19 protein-coding genes and 1 pseudogene are annotated in these 16,492 nt (G+C 34.4%); 14 read left to right on the top strand and 6 right to left on the bottom strand.

What is annotated here, in order from left to right; translation table 11 throughout:
* Window positions 1-187 precede the first annotated feature (187 nt).
* Genes F0362_RS19815 through F0362_RS19800 form a run of 4 tightly spaced genes read left to right on the top strand, consistent with a single transcriptional unit; the run spans window position 188 to window position 2,395 of the window.
* On the top strand, window positions 188-517 hold the full coding sequence (locus F0362_RS19815; RefSeq protein ID WP_000107973.1) for a PadR family transcriptional regulator: 330 nt from the start codon (window positions 188-190) through the stop codon (window positions 515-517).
* On the top strand, window positions 517-1,284 hold the full coding sequence (locus F0362_RS19810; protein ID WP_000952880.1) for a DUF1129 domain-containing protein: 768 nt from the start codon (window positions 517-519) through the stop codon (window positions 1,282-1,284). The genes F0362_RS19815 and F0362_RS19810 overlap by 1 nt, the downstream gene beginning before the upstream one ends.
* Before the next feature lie 13 nt (window positions 1,285-1,297).
* The gene (locus tag F0362_RS19805) at window positions 1,298-2,059 is read left to right on the top strand and encodes a DUF1129 domain-containing protein (RefSeq protein ID WP_000868628.1); all 762 of its coding nucleotides are present in this window, start codon (window positions 1,298-1,300) and stop codon (window positions 2,057-2,059) included.
* A 51-nt stretch (window positions 2,060-2,110) separates the two neighbouring features.
* Window positions 2,111-2,395 (top strand): hypothetical protein, encoded by a 285-nt coding sequence (locus tag F0362_RS19800; protein WP_001190630.1) that lies wholly within the window; start codon window positions 2,111-2,113, stop codon window positions 2,393-2,395.
* Window positions 2,396-2,424: 29 nt separating this feature from the next.
* On the opposite strand, the gene F0362_RS19795 is transcribed toward F0362_RS19800, so the two are convergent.
* Window positions 2,425-3,042 carry an ImmA/IrrE family metallo-endopeptidase gene (locus F0362_RS19795; RefSeq protein WP_000371630.1) on the bottom strand — a complete coding sequence of 206 codons (618 nt, stop codon included), beginning with the start codon at window positions 3,040-3,042 and terminating at the stop codon, window positions 2,425-2,427.
* Window positions 3,043-3,219: 177 nt separating this feature from the next.
* On the opposite strand from F0362_RS19795, the gene F0362_RS19790 reads away from it, so the two are divergent.
* From F0362_RS19790 to F0362_RS19780, 3 genes are all read left to right on the top strand, one after another.
* The gene (locus tag F0362_RS19790) at window positions 3,220-3,513 is read left to right on the top strand and encodes a DUF3928 family protein (RefSeq protein WP_000288323.1); all 294 of its coding nucleotides are present in this window, start codon (window positions 3,220-3,222) and stop codon (window positions 3,511-3,513) included.
* Between the two features lie 107 nt (window positions 3,514-3,620).
* The gene (locus tag F0362_RS19785; protein WP_000540531.1) at window positions 3,621-4,070 is read left to right on the top strand and encodes an NUDIX hydrolase; all 450 of its coding nucleotides are present in this window, start codon (window positions 3,621-3,623) and stop codon (window positions 4,068-4,070) included.
* 139 nt (window positions 4,071-4,209) lie between these two features.
* Window positions 4,210-5,385 (top strand): acetyl-CoA C-acetyltransferase, encoded by a 1,176-nt coding sequence (locus F0362_RS19780; RefSeq protein ID WP_149889930.1) that lies wholly within the window; start codon window positions 4,210-4,212, stop codon window positions 5,383-5,385.
* A 28-nt stretch (window positions 5,386-5,413) separates the two neighbouring features.
* On the opposite strand, the gene F0362_RS19775 is transcribed toward F0362_RS19780, so the two are convergent.
* Both F0362_RS19775 and F0362_RS31450 read right to left on the bottom strand, forming a co-directional pair.
* Complete coding sequence (locus F0362_RS19775) at window positions 5,414-6,166, bottom strand: AAA family ATPase (protein WP_000567990.1); 753 nt, start codon at window positions 6,164-6,166, stop codon at window positions 5,414-5,416.
* A gap of 10 nt (window positions 6,167-6,176) precedes the next feature.
* Window positions 6,177-6,421 (bottom strand): annotated as a pseudogene (locus tag F0362_RS31450) (hypothetical protein).
* A gap of 116 nt (window positions 6,422-6,537) precedes the next feature.
* On the opposite strand from F0362_RS31450, the gene F0362_RS19765 reads away from it, so the two are divergent.
* Complete coding sequence (locus F0362_RS19765) at window positions 6,538-7,266, top strand: DUF4184 family protein (RefSeq protein WP_001116885.1); 729 nt, start codon at window positions 6,538-6,540, stop codon at window positions 7,264-7,266.
* A 36-nt stretch (window positions 7,267-7,302) separates the two neighbouring features.
* Window positions 7,303-8,067, top strand: a complete 765-nt coding sequence (locus tag F0362_RS19760; RefSeq protein ID WP_000973887.1) for a hypothetical protein — start codon at window positions 7,303-7,305, stop codon at window positions 8,065-8,067.
* A 46-nt stretch (window positions 8,068-8,113) separates the two neighbouring features.
* Here F0362_RS19760 and F0362_RS19755 read toward each other — a convergent pair whose 3' ends face one another.
* Window positions 8,114-8,545, bottom strand: coding sequence for a DUF3997 domain-containing protein (locus tag F0362_RS19755; protein WP_000758798.1), 432 nt, complete (start codon window positions 8,543-8,545; stop codon window positions 8,114-8,116).
* 131 nt (window positions 8,546-8,676) lie between these two features.
* On the opposite strand from F0362_RS19755, the gene F0362_RS19750 reads away from it, so the two are divergent.
* From F0362_RS19750 to F0362_RS19740, 3 genes are all read left to right on the top strand, one after another.
* A complete protein-coding gene (locus F0362_RS19750) occupies window positions 8,677-9,132 on the top strand; it encodes an RDD family protein (protein ID WP_000769093.1) in 456 nt (151 codons plus the stop codon).
* A gap of 152 nt (window positions 9,133-9,284) precedes the next feature.
* Window positions 9,285-9,383: a hypothetical protein gene (locus tag F0362_RS19745; protein WP_000145639.1), complete on the top strand. Its 99-nt coding sequence runs from the start codon at window positions 9,285-9,287 to the stop codon at window positions 9,381-9,383.
* Window positions 9,384-9,447: 64 nt separating this feature from the next.
* A complete protein-coding gene (locus F0362_RS19740; RefSeq protein WP_000218407.1) occupies window positions 9,448-9,957 on the top strand; it encodes an SDR family NAD(P)-dependent oxidoreductase in 510 nt (169 codons plus the stop codon).
* Between the two features lie 64 nt (window positions 9,958-10,021).
* On the opposite strand, the gene F0362_RS19735 is transcribed toward F0362_RS19740, so the two are convergent.
* A complete protein-coding gene (locus F0362_RS19735) occupies window positions 10,022-11,122 on the bottom strand; it encodes an ABC transporter ATP-binding protein (RefSeq protein WP_000818938.1) in 1,101 nt (366 codons plus the stop codon).
* A 265-nt stretch (window positions 11,123-11,387) separates the two neighbouring features.
* Between F0362_RS19735 and malL the strand changes: the two genes are divergently transcribed.
* Window positions 11,388-13,064, top strand: coding sequence for an oligo-1,6-glucosidase (malL, locus tag F0362_RS19730; protein WP_000415210.1), 1,677 nt, complete (start codon window positions 11,388-11,390; stop codon window positions 13,062-13,064).
* Between the two features lie 39 nt (window positions 13,065-13,103).
* On the opposite strand, the gene F0362_RS19725 is transcribed toward malL, so the two are convergent.
* Window positions 13,104-14,864, bottom strand: coding sequence for an alpha-glycosidase (locus F0362_RS19725; RefSeq protein ID WP_000910469.1), 1,761 nt, complete (start codon window positions 14,862-14,864; stop codon window positions 13,104-13,106).
* A gap of 326 nt (window positions 14,865-15,190) precedes the next feature.
* Between F0362_RS19725 and F0362_RS19720 the strand changes: the two genes are divergently transcribed.
* A complete protein-coding gene (locus tag F0362_RS19720; protein ID WP_000709915.1) occupies window positions 15,191-16,450 on the top strand; it encodes an extracellular solute-binding protein in 1,260 nt (419 codons plus the stop codon).
* The last annotated feature ends 42 nt before the right edge of the window (window positions 16,451-16,492 follow it).

Raw genomic sequence — 16,492 nt, 5'->3', positions numbered from 1 at the left:
CACTCCTTCATAATAAAAGTTCCCTCATTGCTCTATTTAGAGGGGGAACTACGAAATTCCTGCAAACATTTGGAAAAAATCCGTTAGCTATCTTGTTTTACAAAATAGTCTCTGCTATACTATTTTGTAAAGCAAGATACTTACGCTTATCTATCTTGTAAAACAAGATAGTGGGAGGATTTCAATTATGTCGACAAGTCAAATGCTGAAAGGGATTTTAGAAGGATGCTTACTTGCTATTATTTCTGAAGGTGAAATATACGGTTATGAAATGAGTGAAAAGCTAGCGAAGTATGGTTTTACAATGGCGAGTGAGGGAAGTATTTATCCGTTGTTAATACGGATGCAAAAAGAGGGGTTAATATCAAGTGTAATGAAGGAATCTCCATCTGGTCCAAAAAGGAAGTATTATACGTTAACAGAAAAGGGAGAAGATGAACTGGATGAATTTATGGGTCGCTGGGAAGCGATGCAAAGTAGTGTAGAACGTCTACTTGAAGGGAAGGGAAGAAAATAATGCTATCAAGTGAAGCACAAAAGTTTTTGTTAGATATGAGATTGTTTTTGACCGCAAAGAGTGTGAAAGAAAGCGATATGGAAAGCTTTTTAGAAGATGCAGAGTTGCATTTAATAGAAGGTGAGAGTGACGGGAAAAGTGTAGAAGAAATTTTTGGAAGTTCGCCGAAAGAATATGCTAATGAACTTGTAAAAGTGATGGAAAGAGATAGACAGGAAACGTGGAAGCAAATTGGTTTTACAGTAATGAATATCGTAGCATTTTGGATTATTGCTTCTATTTTAATAGTGAATAACGGAAAGTTACAAATTTCACTTATTCAGTGCATTGGTTATAGTTTCACATTAATGTTAGCTGTGTTAGGCCCTAATTTTTTGCTTCGTAAAATGACCTTTGTAACAAGCTTTACAAAAACGTGGTTTTCTATGTGGTCTTTAGTCATGATTGCTCCAATGTTTTTATTAGGAGTTGTTACGATATTAGATGTAATATATCCTACAAAGATGGTTACATTCACCCAAATGCAAAGTTATATGTTAGCTGGTGGGATCTTTATCATGACAGTAGCTATAAACATGTATTTTGAAGGATGGTTTAAAAACTTATATTTAATTATTCCTCTTTCTATTATGTTAGTATTTCAAGCATTTACATCAGAAGATCTCATGCCAATGTTATTTCAGATTATATGTTTATACGGAAGTTTATTTATTTTAATTTTCGTTGAAATTATGATGAAGACGAATAGAAGAGAAACGGTTAATTAAGGGAGGGGTTATAATGAAGGTTTCTAAAGAAGGAGAAGAGTTTTTAATCGATACGAAAGTATATTTAATAACAAAAGGGATTAAAGAAGAAGATGTGGACGCTTTTCTAGAAGATGCAGAACTTCATTTAATAGAAGGTGAAAAAAAGGGGAAGACGGTAAGTGATATATTTGGTGATTCACCAAAAGAGTATGCAGAAGAATTGGTGAAAGAGATGGAGAAGGATAAAAGCGGGAGTATAAAAAGTATTTTAGGAATGATTATTGGTATTGGTGGATACTGGTTAGTTACAAATATTTTATTTGAAAGTCCGAATCATGAATTTACATTAACGAATGTACAATTGATTGGATACCCAATTGTTTTAATGATTACTATTGTGGGTATTATTTTTGCTTTTAAGATGTCATCATTTAAAAGCAAAATAAAAGAATTTAGCATTATTTATGTAGCAGCTTTGCTACCAATTTTATTACTAGTATTATTAATGTTTATGAATAAATGGTATGGGACACCTGTATTGCAATTAACTACTATACAAAGTTACATACTAGCTGGAATTGTCTTATTAGTATTGTTAATTGGGGAAGCGTACATACTTGGATGGATTGGAATGCTAGTTGTTATTATACCGCTATTAATTATGTTTGTATTTAAAGAATTAGGAAAGCAAAACCCATATTGGGGAATACTAGAGCCTTTACTTCTGTATGGAAGTTTATATGTATTAATGCGATGGTCTTTAAAAAATGAAGAGCAAAAAACTGTAAACTAGTGTTTTACTGATATTGAGCGAACGGAATATTTTATTGAGAGGGGAACAAATATGCAAAGTATATTTCTAGGTATATTATCTATTATATTTCTAGGTTTAACAATTTTCGGGCTATATACTACCTTTTCGAAAAAGGTACATGATAACTATTTTGATACTTTATTAGATGACACATCAGGATATATTTTGTTCTTCGGGTTAATAGGAAAAAGGCTGCTCTGGATATGCAAAAAATTATTTCCAAAGAAATATTATATAGGGATTTTTAGAGGGATTACATTTACGTTTAGTTGTCTATTTTTATTTCTAGCAGCCGGGACTTGGTTTGTTGATTAAATAAGTTGTTTTAAACAGTAATAAGATTGTTACTGTTTTTTTCTTTGTAATAAAGAGCTTTGTAAAGAGAGTTCTTTTTGTTCGTTTGTTAATAAGGAATGAATATGGACGTTTTCTGGACGGGGGACTATAGGGTACATCAGATTTGATGGAGAAGGGTGGTGTTCCGAGCCAGTTGGAGAATGAGGATCTGCATGTGTAAGTTTTCCGTGAACGCGCCTTGTGAATAAAATATGGCCAATTTCGTGAGCGAGCGTATATATATTTTTCATAGGAGCGGCTGAATTTGTTAAAACGATATAACCAGTAAGTTGTTGTTGTTTAGCTAAAGAGTAAGCACAGGCAATTACTGCTGTTTCTTTAAAATAATCACTGCCAATATAACAAATATAAAGATCACATTCTGGAGCTTCATTTACACACGTTTGGAAAAAGGATGCTAATTTTTCCTGACTTTGAATAGAATTTTTATAACTAATTTCACGGTCTGAAAAACGAAAAAGCTCATTTAATACAATTACTTCTTGAATTTGAAATGTAATGGGGTGCCAAATTGATTCTGCGACTGCTAAATCTTTTGCGATACGGTCTTCAGAAATGTTGGCGCCTGGCGTAATGCAAATACATATATTGACGTATGGATCCATAGGGAACACCTCAAATGAAAAAATTCTTCCTATAATATATGTGAGAAAAAGGTGCTATGTATGGATAAACGCCTTGTTTATTACATGAATATATAGACTACAAGTCGAAAAAATTTCATAGTTCTATAACGTAGTATGGTCATCTTTTTGATATAGTAAAGGAAAGGGGGAGAATATATGTATACATTAAAAATCGTTTCAGACAGAGAAGCTCTTTATCAATTTGCGAGTTATGTAAAAGTTGTGCAAGGGGTTGAAGATGTATATGTAGAGGTGGGAGAACCTGTATATGAACATCCATTAATGAAGTTTTACGTACATATTAAGCTGGGGGAAACATATGATCAACATAAAGCGTTACAAGAAATAGCAAGATTAGTAGAATTGGGGCGTTTTACATACGTTCATTATCGTAATGATGAAATTGAAGAAGCTTTTGAAGCTGTAAAATATGAAAGTTTTAAGAAATAAAGTGAAAAAAGGGAGCGAAAGCTTCCTTTTTTTCTTGAAATTTACATCAACAAAATGAGAAAAATTTTGTTATGATAAGGGAGGGTGAGGAAAGGAGAGTTTACATATTGGGGTATATTGAAGAGTTACGTAAAGTCGTTGGTACAAGGCCACTTATTTTAGTAGGATCAGCAATTATTATATTAAATGATAGGCAAGAAGTATTGCTTCAATATCGTTCAGACACATATGATTGGGGTGTACCTGGCGGAGCGATGGAGCTAGGAGAAACGACAGAAGAAACTGCTCGCAGAGAACTATTTGAAGAGACGGGACTAAACGCGAAAATTATGCAATTTATCGGGGTTCTTTCGGGAAAAGAAGTGTACTTCCAATATCCAAATGGAGATGAAATTTTTAATGTCATTCATCTGTATCAGGGGCATCATGTGAGTGGGGAAGTTAAGCTTGATCATGAAGGATTACAGCTTCAATATTTTCCGGTAGATAAGTTACCGAATTTGAATAAAACAACAGAGAAGATTTTACAAAAATTCCTATACGCATTAACAGAATAGAAGGTTAATTCCTTCTATTTTTATTATATTAAATATTTTGATTTTTTAGTATGTTTATAGTATGATAGTTTTAGATATACATCTTATGGAATTTCACCTAAAAACTGACTAGGGTACATAAGAGAGGGGCAAGTACAAAATGCATAATGTTGTCATTACAGCTGCAGTTCGTTCACCAATTGGAACTTTCGGAGGAGCACTAAAAAATATAACACCAGTAGAATTAGCTGTTCCTGTACTTCAGGAAGCTGTAAAACGAGGCGGGGTAGAACCACATGAAGTTGATGAAGTAATTTTAGGTCATTGTATTCAAAGAACTGATGAAGCAAATACGGCGAGAACGGCTGCATTAGCGGCAGGATTTCCTGACACAGTTACGGGCTATACAATCCAACGCCAATGTTCTTCAGGTATGCAAGCAATTATGTCAGCTGCAATGCAAATTCAATTAGGTGTGAGTGATGTTGTTATTGCAGGTGGAGTAGAAGCGATGAGTTCGAGCCCTTATGCATTGAAACAGCACCGCTGGGGACAACGTCTACAGCACGGAGAAATTCGTGATACGGTGTGGGAAGTGCTAGAAGATCCGATTCATCATATTATGATGGGTGAAACAGCGGAAAATTTAGTTGAACAATATGAAATTACAAGAGAGGAACAAGATGAAGTTGCGCTTCGCAGTCATACATTGGCACTACAAGCAATCGAGTCTGGATACTTTGACGATCAAATTGTTCCTATTACAATAAAAGAGCGTAGAAAAGAAATTGTATTTTCTAAGGATGAACATCCGCGTGCAGATATTACAGTGGAAAAATTAGCTGGATTAAAACCAGCTTTCCGTAAAGATGGATCTGTAACGGCAGGGAATGCATCTGGTCTTAATGACGGAAGTGCAGTTCTAGTATTAATGAGTGAAGAAAAAGCGAAAGAAAAAGGCTTACAACCGTTAGCTAGAATTGTTGGCTATTCAGTAGCTGGAGTAGATCCTAAAATTATGGGAATTGGACCAGCACCAGCAATTCGTAAAGGATTAGAAAAAGTAGATTGGTCATTAGAAGATGCAGATTTACTTGAAATTAATGAAGCTTTCGCTGCGCAATACCTAGCTGTAGAGAAAGAATTAGGTTTAGACCGTGAAAAAGTGAATGTAAACGGTAGTGGTGTAGGACTTGGACACCCAATCGGTTGTACAGGAGCTCGTATCACTGTAAGTTTAATTCATGAATTAAAAAGACGTGGATTAGAAAAAGGAATTGCCTCTTTATGCGTCGGTGGCGGTATCGGGGTTGCCTTATTTATAGAAGCATTATAAAAAAGAAGCAGCGTTTGCTGCTTCTTTTTTACGACTCAAATAGATGATGGAATAATCGATCGCGATTTTCAAAGAAAAGTTTCGTCGTTTGATAATGCTCCGTTTCTTCTAAAGATGATTCGTGAATCCCCTCTTGTGTTAAAGAATATATAGTAGATTCAGGATAAGCCATTAATATAGGGGAATGCGTGGCAATAACAAATTGTGAACCTTGTTCAGCTAGTTCGTGCATTCGAATGAGCATGGAAAGTTGTCTCATCGGGGATAAAGCTGCCTCAGGCTCATCTAAAATGTATAAACCTTGTCCTGAAAAACGGTTCATAAATAAGGAGAAAAATGATTCGCCATGTGATTGTTTGTGTAGTGAGATACCACCATATGAGTCAATAACTGGATTTCCGCGTGCTTCTGGATCAGCATCCATTTCATCGATATAAGAAGCGACGTTATAAAATGATTCAGCGCGAAGAAAGAAACCATCGCTTGGTGTATTAAAACTTTTTGAAATTCGAAGATATTCATGTAAAGATGAATGTGAATTATTTGTGCTAAAACGGAAATTCTTCGTTCCACCTTCAGCATTAAAACCTAAAGCAATTGCAATTGCTTCAAGTAGTGTTGATTTACCTGTTCCGTTTTCTCCAATAATGAATGTTACATTTGGATGGAAAAGGAGCGATTGTAATGTTCGAATAGCGGGTAAACAGTAAGGATATGCGGAAAAGCTAGGGATATCTTCTTTTTTTAATGTGACACTTTTTAAAAAGGGTACGTCAATCAATATATAAACCTCAATTCATAACGGATTTTGATTTAAAAAAAGCAAAAAATACAAGTGTAAGACGACTTGCTAATAAAGTGCGCCAAAACCGAGATTTTCCCAGCCGAACGTCATTCTCTGCAATATAAAAATGGAAAGAACGCTTATAAAGCCAACGAGAGCAGGCGTATATTTTATAATTTTTAAGTTCTTCCATAGAAAAAAGAAAAGTGTTAATGACATGAGAACTCCCATTTTATTTTCTGAATATTTCATGAGGATTATAACATGGAAACTATCATATTCCAATGTGAAAATAAACATTGCATGAAGGTCAATTCTCTCGTTATGATAGATGATATTCTATTGGAAATATGAAAAGGAGTTAAAATATGCCGTTTACATTTGCGCATCCAGCAGCTGTTCTCCCTTTTTCTAAAAAGCAGGTTAATTATATTTCAGTAACGGCTCTTATATTAGGTAGTATGGCACCTGACTTTGAATATTTTTTACACTTTAGACCGTATGGCGTGATTGGACATACGTGGCTTGGGTTCTTATATTTAAATTTACCTCTTGTCTTTCTATTAGCATACATATATCATTACATTTTAAAAAAGCCGTTTATAACACATTTAGCTAAACCATTTGCTGGCTACTATACATATGCAGTAGATGAGAGGTGGGGACTTCATACATGGAAGGATTTCTTTGTATTTTGCTATTCTGCTTTATTTGGTATGCTCACGCATGTTGTTTGGGATGCGTTTACTCATAATACAGGCTACTTCGTTATGGAAATACCATTGTTACAAAGAGAATTACATAGTATTCCGGTGTATAAATATATGCAACATGGGAGTACATGTGTTGGTTTATTATTACTATTACACGTACTATGGAAGTATAAAGATGAAACAGGGAAAGATATTATTATAGCTTCAGAAAAAAGGAAGTATTGGGTTTCGGCAATCATTGTGGCAACTATTATATTTATCGTTCACGCGTTCGTAAATCCCTATTTTCATATTTTCCAAATAGGGGGTATAATAGTATCTGGACTGACAAGTTCGTTTTGTGGACTTCTTATTGTTTCTATAGTTTACAAGACTAGGGACTAATTTATTTTAATGAATGATAGTGTTAGGAGAAATTAAATGATGAAAGCATGGAAAAGTATTTTTGTTTTATGTAGTTTTCTTCTTATGTTAAGTGGTTGCTTCCATCAAGAAGAAAAGAAAGCTGAACCGAAGAAGAAAGAATCTATTCCTGAAACAAAAGAATATGGTGGGCGTGAGCTAAAAAAAATTGGGCAAAAAGTGAAAGAAACAGGATGGGGTACTTTCAAGTTAGAGCAGATACATTCTGTGAATCAAACATTTGAAGTAGCACCAATGAAAATTCATGTACAAGATGTGAAAGTAATCTCTTTATCACAAATGAGTGAAGACGCAAAAAATACATTAAAAGCATATACGGCATTAACTCCTGACGAAGTAAAGCGTAGATTGGGCGATAAGGTAAGTCAAGAAGATGCTGAATTATATGCATCGCTAAGTGGAACAGAGATTAGTGATACGATTCGTTACGTTGAAATTACATATAAGGTGGAAAATAGCGGGAATAAAAATATGCAATTTTTCTCTATGAATGATGTTACGATTAATGATAAGCAACATTTTAAAGTAGCGACTCAAAACTTTTTATATGATGAAGATACGCTCGTTGGTACGAAAAATGTATCAAGAGAAGATTATAAGCCTGGTGAAACAAGAGATGGAATTATCGGTTTAATACTTGATGATGGAAAAGAAAAGGTAAAGGATATTAAATTTACAACGGATGATTTAATGGCAGGAGACACAGAAACACAAGAAACTGTTAAAGAATCACAAAGTTTTAACATTTCACTTTCTGAGTAATATGTTTTTAAAATGATATAAGGAAAAACAGTCAGCATTCTATATATTATGCTGACTGTTTTTTTATTTCTTTTATGTATGAATCTACATTTTGAAAAGGCACTTTAATTTTAAACGCATCTTTTTGTTCATTAAATTGTTTTTCATTATAGGGACCGAAACGTTTATTGTGCTTTACGTCAATAATCCAATAATGTTCACTTTTTTTATTTGCAATTGCTGCGTCAGGGTTATTTGGATCTGACTTTTCCTCTGTTTGTTTTACAATAATGTATTTATCATCCCAAGCGATGTCTGTAATTTTGGCAGGGATGTATTGTGTGGCATATACAGCATCTTGCGTAGGGAACAGTTCAAATGCATTTCCAGAAGTACGTATGAGTTCGTATTCATCGTTAATCGTATAAGATACATGGTTTGTATTTCCTGTACAAGCAGTTAATAGGACGGTGACGAATAGGATTATCCATTTTTTCAATATGGGAACCTCCTTTACAATGCTGTTGTAACACATTGTACAAGAAAAGTAAGAGAAACGCCAGTTTACAATGTTTTTTAGAAGTGGTACGATGTAACGGGTAAAGAAGGATACGAAGGAGTCGACATAAAATGAAGTTGAAGATGCATCGTCCAGCGCTTGTAATGAATCGCATAGGTGCTTCCCTAATTGACATGTTTTTAATCTCGGTTATGTATGGTGCAGTAGTAGCTGTTATGACCGGAAACTATAGTGCTATTTTTAATCGGTTTAATATAAGTTTCGGTGACTATAGATATGATCTCGCAGTAGTTTTCATATTAATGGTTCTATATTTTATTTTGTTACCTTTTATTTGGAACGGTGTTACACTTGGGAAAAAAATAACGAGAACAAAATTGATTTCATTGACGAGTGAAAAATTAACGTTGCAAACATTAACTTTACGATTTTTTGTATTGTTATTACCGAACATGTTGTTACTTGGAATTCCGTTAATATGCAACGTATATATGATGTTGTTCCGCAAAGATAATTGCGGTTTTCATGATTTAATTACAAAGACAAAAGTGATGAATCTAGTATAATAAAAAACCTTTTTATGCTTGTACATAAAAAGGTTTTTTATTATGGAAGGATATTTTTCGAAGTAGAAAGTCCTTTTTCAATAGATTGAAAATTAAGAAAATTGTATAATAAATGAAAATAATATCTTTATATAATGAAGGGGGAAGTTGTAATGACGGGAGGTAGCATAATCTTTTGGGGGATTTTAATTTTCGTTGGTCTCGTTTTCGATCAGTGTAATAGTAAGAAAAAAGAAGGAGTAAAAAAGTAATCGCTTACAAATAAAAGAGTAACTTTTCTTGCTTGCAGACTAATCTTATAAAGGAGTATACTGAATGACGGTAAGACTTATAGAAGGGGTAATGAAAATGAAGCTTGCAGGAAAAGTTGCTATCGTAACTGGCGGTGGCATCGGTATTGGACGTAATACAGCTCTTTTGTTGGCTAAACAAGGCGCAAAAGTAATTGTGACGGACATTGATCAAGATAGTGGACAAGCAACAGTGGAGGAAATTACGAATCTAGGCGGAGAAGCCCTTTTTGTATCCTATGATATGGAAAAACAAGGAGATTGGCAACGTGTTATCAGTATTACTTTGAATGCATTCAGTCGCATTGATATGCTTTTTCAAAATGCTGGTTTATATAAAATAGATTCTATTTTTTCTCGCCAACAAGAGAACGATTCCAATGTACTTTGTATTAATGACGTTTGGATAGAGATAAAACAATTAACGTCATCTTTTATGAAACAGCAAGAAGAAGTGGTGCTTAGTGACTTACCGATTTTCGGTATTATTAGCACGAAAGGACAATCATTTCATACAGTAGAAGCCCTAGTATAATAATGAAAACCGCCCTCAATGTATGTGGACGGTTTTTTTGTATGTTATATACAAGAAAATTTTTTTAGCGAATACGTTGTTCGGTTTGGCTATCAAAGAAATGCGCTTTATTTAAATCAAATGCTAATTTAATTTGGTCTCCAGGTGAGAATATATGTCTTGCATCAACACGTGCTGCAAAATCTTGATTTCCAAGTTTCATATATAAAATGGATTCAGCACCTAACAACTCAGCAACTTCAATTTTTGATGTGAAAGTAGTAGATTGTGAAGCCTCTAAAAATAGTAGTTCATCATGAATATCTTCAGGACGAATTCCTAAAACGATTTCCTTATTTACATAACCTTGTTCACGTAATAATTTCATTTTTCCTTCAGATACTTTGATTTTCAATGAATTATCTATAACGAAATCAGTTTCAGTTAATGTACCACGGAAGAAATTCATAGCTGGAGAGCCAATAAATCCGCCAACAAAAATGTTTTCAGGTGTTTCATATACTTCTTTTGGAGTTCCAATTTGTTGAATCTTTCCGTCCTTCATAACAACAAGACGGGAAGCCATTGTCATTGCTTCTGTTTGATCATGTGTTACATAAATTGTCGTTGTTCCAAGGCGATGGTGTAACTTAGAAATTTCTGAGCGCATTGCAACACGGAGTTTTGCATCTAAGTTTGATAATGGCTCATCCATTAAGAAAACTTTCGCGTCTCGAACGATTGCTCTACCTAACGCAACACGTTGGCGTTGTCCACCTGATAACGCTTTTGGTTTTCTATCTAAATATTGTTCAAGCCCTAAAATTCGTGCGGCATCTTTCACACGACGATCGATTTCATCTTTTGGTATTTTTCGAAGCTTTAATCCAAATGCCATATTATCATATACACTCATATGTGGATAAAGAGCATAGTTTTGGAAAACCATTGCGATATCACGATCTTTTGGAGGAACATCATTCATTAGCTTACCATCAATTGAAAATTCTCCTTTTGAAATATCTTCAAGTCCAGCTACCATTCGTAATGTTGTAGATTTTCCGCATCCAGAAGGACCAACAAATACGATAAACTCTTTATCTTGAATGTGTAAATTAAAATCTGTTACAGCGGTTACGTTATTATCATATATTTTATAAATGTTTTCTAATTTCAGTTCTGCCATGGTATTTCCCCCTAGAAAAAATTATGCAAACGTTTTCTTTGAATTTATTATAAACGAATAGATTCAAAAAATAAATAAAAAAATAAAACGTTTTCATTTATTCGAGTGATATGTAGTAGTTTTCATATGTTTTCCTAGAAAAAGAAGGATAAAAATTGTAAGCGCTATTTTAAATTAAGATAGAATCTGTTATCATTCATTAGTGAAAACGTTTGCGCCTTGGGAGAAAGAGAAGAATGAATTACTAATGAAATGGGGTAGCATAATGGAAAAACAATGGTGGAAAGAAAGTGTAGTATATCAAATTTATCCTCGTAGCTTTATGGATAGTAATGGTGATGGTATAGGGGATCTTCGTGGTATTATTTCAAAGCTAGATTACTTAAAAGAATTAGGGATTGATGTAATTTGGTTATCGCCAGTCTATGAATCTCCAAATGATGATAATGGTTATGATATAAGTGATTATTGTAAAATTATGAACGAGTTCGGAACAATGGAAGATTGGGATGAGCTATTACATGAAATGCATGAACGTAATATGAAACTTATGATGGATTTAGTTGTTAATCATACTTCTGATGAACATAATTGGTTTATTGAATCACGTAAATCAACAGATAATAAATATAGAGATTACTATATATGGCGTTCTGGAAAAGAAGGGAAAGAGCCGAATAACTGGGGAGCAGCTTTTAGTGGATCTGCATGGCAATATGATGAAATGACAGATGAGTATTATTTACATCTGTTTTCTAAAAAACAGCCGGATTTAAATTGGGATAATGAACAGGTAAGACAAGATGTTTATGAAATGATGAAGTTTTGGTTAGAAAAAGGAATTGATGGATTCCGCATGGATGTTATCAATTTTATTTCTAAAGAAGAAGGTTTACCGACTGTTGAAACAGAAGAAGAGGGGTATGTTTCAGGTCATAAGCATTTTATGAACGGTCCAAACATTCATAAATATTTGCATGAAATGAATGAAGAAGTATTGTCTCATTATGATATTATGACGGTTGGTGAAATGCCTGGTGTAACGACAGAAGAAGCTAAATTGTATACAGGAGAAGCTAGAAAAGAACTACAAATGGTATTTCAATTTGAACATATGGATTTAGATTCAGGAGAAGGCGGAAAATGGGATGTAAAACCATGTCCACTTCTTACTTTAAAACAGAATTTAACAAAGTGGCAAAAAGCATTAGAGCATACAGGATGGAATAGCCTGTATTGGAATAACCATGATCAGCCACGCGTTGTATCTCGTTTTGGTAATGATGGGATGTATCGTACTGAATCTGCGAAAATGTTAGCGACGGTGCTTCATATGATGAAAGGAACACCATATATTTATCAAGGAGAAGAAATCGGAATGACTAACGTTCGATTCGAATCAATTGATGAATATCGAGATATTGAAACGCTAAATATGTATAAAGAAAAAGTGATAGACCGTGGTGAAGATAAAGAAAAAGTCATGGAATCTATTTATATAAAAGGTCGTGATAATGCTAGAACTCCGATGCAGTGGGATGATCAGTATCACGCTGGATTTACAACGGGTGAACCTTGGATTACGGTAAACCCTAATTACAAAGAGATTAATGTGAAACAAGCAATCCAAGACGAAGGATCAATTTTTTATTACTATAAGAAATTAATTGAGTTACGCAAAAATAATGAAATAGTTGTGTATGGATCGTATGATTTAATACTAGATAATAGCCCTTCTATTTTTGCTTATGTAAGAACATATGGAGAAGAAAAGCTACTTGTGATTGCAAACTTCACTGCGGATCAATGTGTATTTGAATTGCCTGAGAACATTGTTTATAGTGAATCAGAACTGTTAATACACAATTATGACTCGGAAAATGGATTAATGGAAAACGTTACATTGCGTCCATATGAAGCAATGGTGTATAAATTGAAATAAGAAAAAGCCTTATGTCCGAGCGGCATAAGGCTTTTTCTATTACCATTTTAATATTGAGAATCCGTGCGGTGGAAGTGTAACTTGTAATACACTTGCTTCTGCTGAAAATTCTTCGTTTGTATATATATTGACTATTTTCTTCCTTGTAATATGGATAGGGAGTGAAGCTGTAATTTCATCGTTAGTAGGATTTAAAACGAAAAAGATAGTTTCATCTCCATATGTTTTCGTATAAGAAATGTAATTATGTTCATCATTTGCTTCGATGAATTGGAATGTACCATGTCCTCCAAATGCTTTATATTGTTTTCGTAATGAAAGTAATGTTTGTATATGTGTAAATAATACATGGTCTTGTTCTTTTGTATCCCAAATCATACATTTGCGGCAATCCGGGTCCATGCCGCCATCCATACCGATTTCGTCTCCATAATAAATACAAGGAGAGCCGATGTAAGAAAGATGGAATACATAGAGTAACTTTAACTTATTTTTATCTCCGTTACATGTTGTTAATATTCTTGGTGTATCATGGCTGTCTAATAAATGAAATGCGGCTTCATTTATATTCATAGAGTAGGAATGTAGGGATTCTGTAATTTGTTTCATGAATTCACTTGCTTTAATGGAATTGTTAGCAAAGTAAGAAAGTAGAGCATTTGTAACAGGATAGCTCATGACAGCATCAAATTGATCTCCGTGTAGCCATGGGAGGGCGTCGTGCCAAATTTCTCCTAAAATATATACTTCAGGATTTAACGCCTTTATCTCACTTCGGAATTCTCTCCAAAAGCAGTGGTCAACTTCATTTGCTACATCAAGGCGCCAACCGTCTATATTGAATTCTCTTACCCAATAACGCCCTACTTCAAGTAAATATTCTTTTACATCTGGGTGTGCAGTATTTAATTTAGGCATATACGGTGTAAATGCGAAAGTATCATAATTAGGAAGTGGCTCGGTTATAATTGGGAATTCATGAATGTGGAACCACTCTTTATAGGCTGACTTTTCACCATGTTCTAGTACGTCCTGGAATTTATCGAAAAAGTAGCCACTATGATTAAACACAGCATCGAGCATTACTTTTATACCGTGTTTATGACATGCCCCAACAAGTTCTTTGAAAGTTTCTTTCGTCCCGAATTGCGGATCGATTTCCATGTAGTCAATAGTGTCATATTTATGGTTTGAATGAGCTTTAAAAATAGGTGTGAAGTATATTCCGGAAATCCCAAGTTTAACAAGGTAATCAAGGTTTTGAATAATACCAGCAAAATCTCCTCCGAAAAAATTAGTTGGAGTTGGTTCGGTACTTCCCCAAGGGAGGGTGTTTGCTGGATTTAATGTGCTGTCCCCGTTAGCGAATCGTTCTGGGAAGATTTGATACCATACTGTGTCCTTAATCCAAGGTGGTGCCATGAAAACGTCTTTTGTATGAATGAATGGAAAGCAGAAAAAGTTACCGACATCGTCATCTGGAATGTTTGAGAAAAAGCCTCGTTCTGCATAAATAAGAGTTTCTGTCTCAGTTTTTAATTCGAATCCATAACGTAAGCGCTTAAATTTTGGTTCGATTGAAATGGACCAATAATCAAATAATGCAGTAGAACCAGTTTTGTTCATCGGCGTATTTGACGTAATCCATTTTCCATCTGTCCATTCGTAAGGGTCACCATAAATAAGAGTGGCGATTTGAACATCGTTTCTCTTAGTACGTATTCGGATGTGAATTGTTTTTTCATCGTAAGCGTATGCATAATTATCTTTCGGCCTATGGTAAACGGCTTCTTTAAGCATATAGAAAATCCCCCTTTAATATCTCTATACATATTATTCCCTTAAATGTAATAATAAAGCCTGTATTGCAAACGATTGCCTTTCTATTAGCTTTAATATTGCTTATAAGAGTAGTATTCATTTCATATAAAGTCAATGTATAAAGAGCATAATGACATTATTTTTAAAATTAATATTTGCAAAATGAATAAAAGAATGTATAATGATAGACAAATAGCGCAAACGTTTTCATAGATTTGAGATAAGGTTTGCGCTTCTATTAAACTTTCAAATGCAAACGTTTTCAATTAGTGAGGTACATAGACAATTTAGGGAGGTTTTTGGGGATGAAGAAAGCATTATCATTATTAACGGTTTCGGCATTATCAATTGGTATGTTATCTGCATGTGGGCCGAAAGATTCAGGGAAAAAAGAGGAAAGTAAAGCGAAGAAAGACTATGACCTTCTCGTTTGGGAAGATGATAAAAAAGGCGTTGGTTTAGAACCAGCAGTGAAAAGCTTTGAGGAAAAATATAAAGTAAAAGTAAAAGTTGTTGAAATGCAAATGACAGATCAAGTGAAGAAGTTACGTCTTGATGGACCAGCGGGGACTGGACCGGATGTTGTAACATTGCCACACGATCAAATCGGAAATGCAGTAACAGAGGGCTTACTTTCTGAAGTGAAAGCAGATGATGCTGTTAAGAGTAAGTTTACTGATTTATCAATAGAAGCACAGACATATAACGGGAAACTATATGGCTTACCAAAAGCGATTGAAACACCAGTCTTTATTTACAATAAAAAGTTTATGCAAAAAGCACCAGAAACAATGGACGAATTGTTTAACTTCTCAAAAGATTTTACAAAGGATGGCAAGTACGGATTTTTAACATTAGGAGATAATTTCTACTTTGCTAATGCATTCATGGCAGGTATGGGTGGTTATGTGTTTGGTGAAAAAGATGGAAAACCAAATGCAAGTGATGTTGGGTTAAATAATAGTGGTGCTGTACAAGGTGCTGAATATCTTCAGAAATGGTACAAAGAAAAACTATTCCCGAAAGGTATTATCGGTGAATCTGGTGGACCTGCTGCTGATGGATTATTTAATGAAGGAAAAGCAGCTTCTATCATGAACGGACCATGGGCGTTCCAAGCGATGGAAAAGAACGGAATTGATTATGGTGTTGCTCCAATGCCAAAATTACCAAATGGTCAACCGATGAAAACGTTCGTTGGGGTAAAAGGATGGCATGTAACAAGCTTCTCTAAACAAAATGATTTAGCTACTAAATTCACTGAATGGGTAACGAATGAAGAAAACGCGAAAATTAGATTTGAGAAAACGAAAGAAATTCCGCCAGTAAAATCAGTAATGGAAGATCCGATTATTAAAGATAACGAAGCTGCAAAAGCGGTTGCAACGCAATCAGAAAATGGAATTCCAATGCCAAACATTCCAGAAATGCAAGAAGTATGGAAACCAGCTGGAGATGCCCTTCAATTAGTTGTTACAGATAAAGAGGCGCCAAAAGCAGCTCTTGATAGTGCAGTGAAGCAAATTAAAGGTAATATTGAGGCAAATCATAACAAGAAAAAATAAGGTGAAGTTCGTGCCTCTAATATGAGGGGCACGAATTCTCTC

It is taken from the genome of Bacillus sp. BS98 (genome assembly GCF_008432245.1).
Classification (GTDB): domain Bacteria; phylum Bacillota; class Bacilli; order Bacillales; family Bacillaceae_G; genus Bacillus_A; species Bacillus_A toyonensis.
Note: the sequence above shows the minus strand (reverse complement) of the source record. Positions and strands in the feature narration are given on the sequence as shown.

Coding starts and splice junctions, on each gene's coding strand:
- F0362_RS19815 (WP_000107973.1), top strand. CDS start 188: ATGTCGACAAGTCAAATGCTGAAAGGGATTTTAGAAGGATGCTTACTT.
- F0362_RS19810 (WP_000952880.1), top strand. CDS start 517: ATGCTATCAAGTGAAGCACAAAAGTTTTTGTTAGATATGAGATTGTTT.
- F0362_RS19805 (WP_000868628.1), top strand. CDS start 1,298: ATGAAGGTTTCTAAAGAAGGAGAAGAGTTTTTAATCGATACGAAAGTA.
- F0362_RS19800 (WP_001190630.1), top strand. CDS start 2,111: ATGCAAAGTATATTTCTAGGTATATTATCTATTATATTTCTAGGTTTA.
- F0362_RS19795 (WP_000371630.1), bottom strand. CDS start 3,042: ATGGATCCATACGTCAATATATGTATTTGCATTACGCCAGGCGCCAAC.
- F0362_RS19790 (WP_000288323.1), top strand. CDS start 3,220: ATGTATACATTAAAAATCGTTTCAGACAGAGAAGCTCTTTATCAATTT.
- F0362_RS19780 (WP_149889930.1), top strand. CDS start 4,210: ATGCATAATGTTGTCATTACAGCTGCAGTTCGTTCACCAATTGGAACT.
- F0362_RS19765 (WP_001116885.1), top strand. CDS start 6,538: ATGCCGTTTACATTTGCGCATCCAGCAGCTGTTCTCCCTTTTTCTAAA.
- F0362_RS19760 (WP_000973887.1), top strand. CDS start 7,303: ATGATGAAAGCATGGAAAAGTATTTTTGTTTTATGTAGTTTTCTTCTT.
- F0362_RS19750 (WP_000769093.1), top strand. CDS start 8,677: ATGAAGTTGAAGATGCATCGTCCAGCGCTTGTAATGAATCGCATAGGT.
- F0362_RS19745 (WP_000145639.1), top strand. CDS start 9,285: ATGACGGGAGGTAGCATAATCTTTTGGGGGATTTTAATTTTCGTTGGT.
- F0362_RS19740 (WP_000218407.1), top strand. CDS start 9,448: ATGACGGTAAGACTTATAGAAGGGGTAATGAAAATGAAGCTTGCAGGA.
- F0362_RS19735 (WP_000818938.1), bottom strand. CDS start 11,122: ATGGCAGAACTGAAATTAGAAAACATTTATAAAATATATGATAATAAC.
- malL (WP_000415210.1), top strand. CDS start 11,388: ATGGAAAAACAATGGTGGAAAGAAAGTGTAGTATATCAAATTTATCCT.
- F0362_RS19725 (WP_000910469.1), bottom strand. CDS start 14,864: ATGCTTAAAGAAGCCGTTTACCATAGGCCGAAAGATAATTATGCATAC.
- F0362_RS19720 (WP_000709915.1), top strand. CDS start 15,191: ATGAAGAAAGCATTATCATTATTAACGGTTTCGGCATTATCAATTGGT.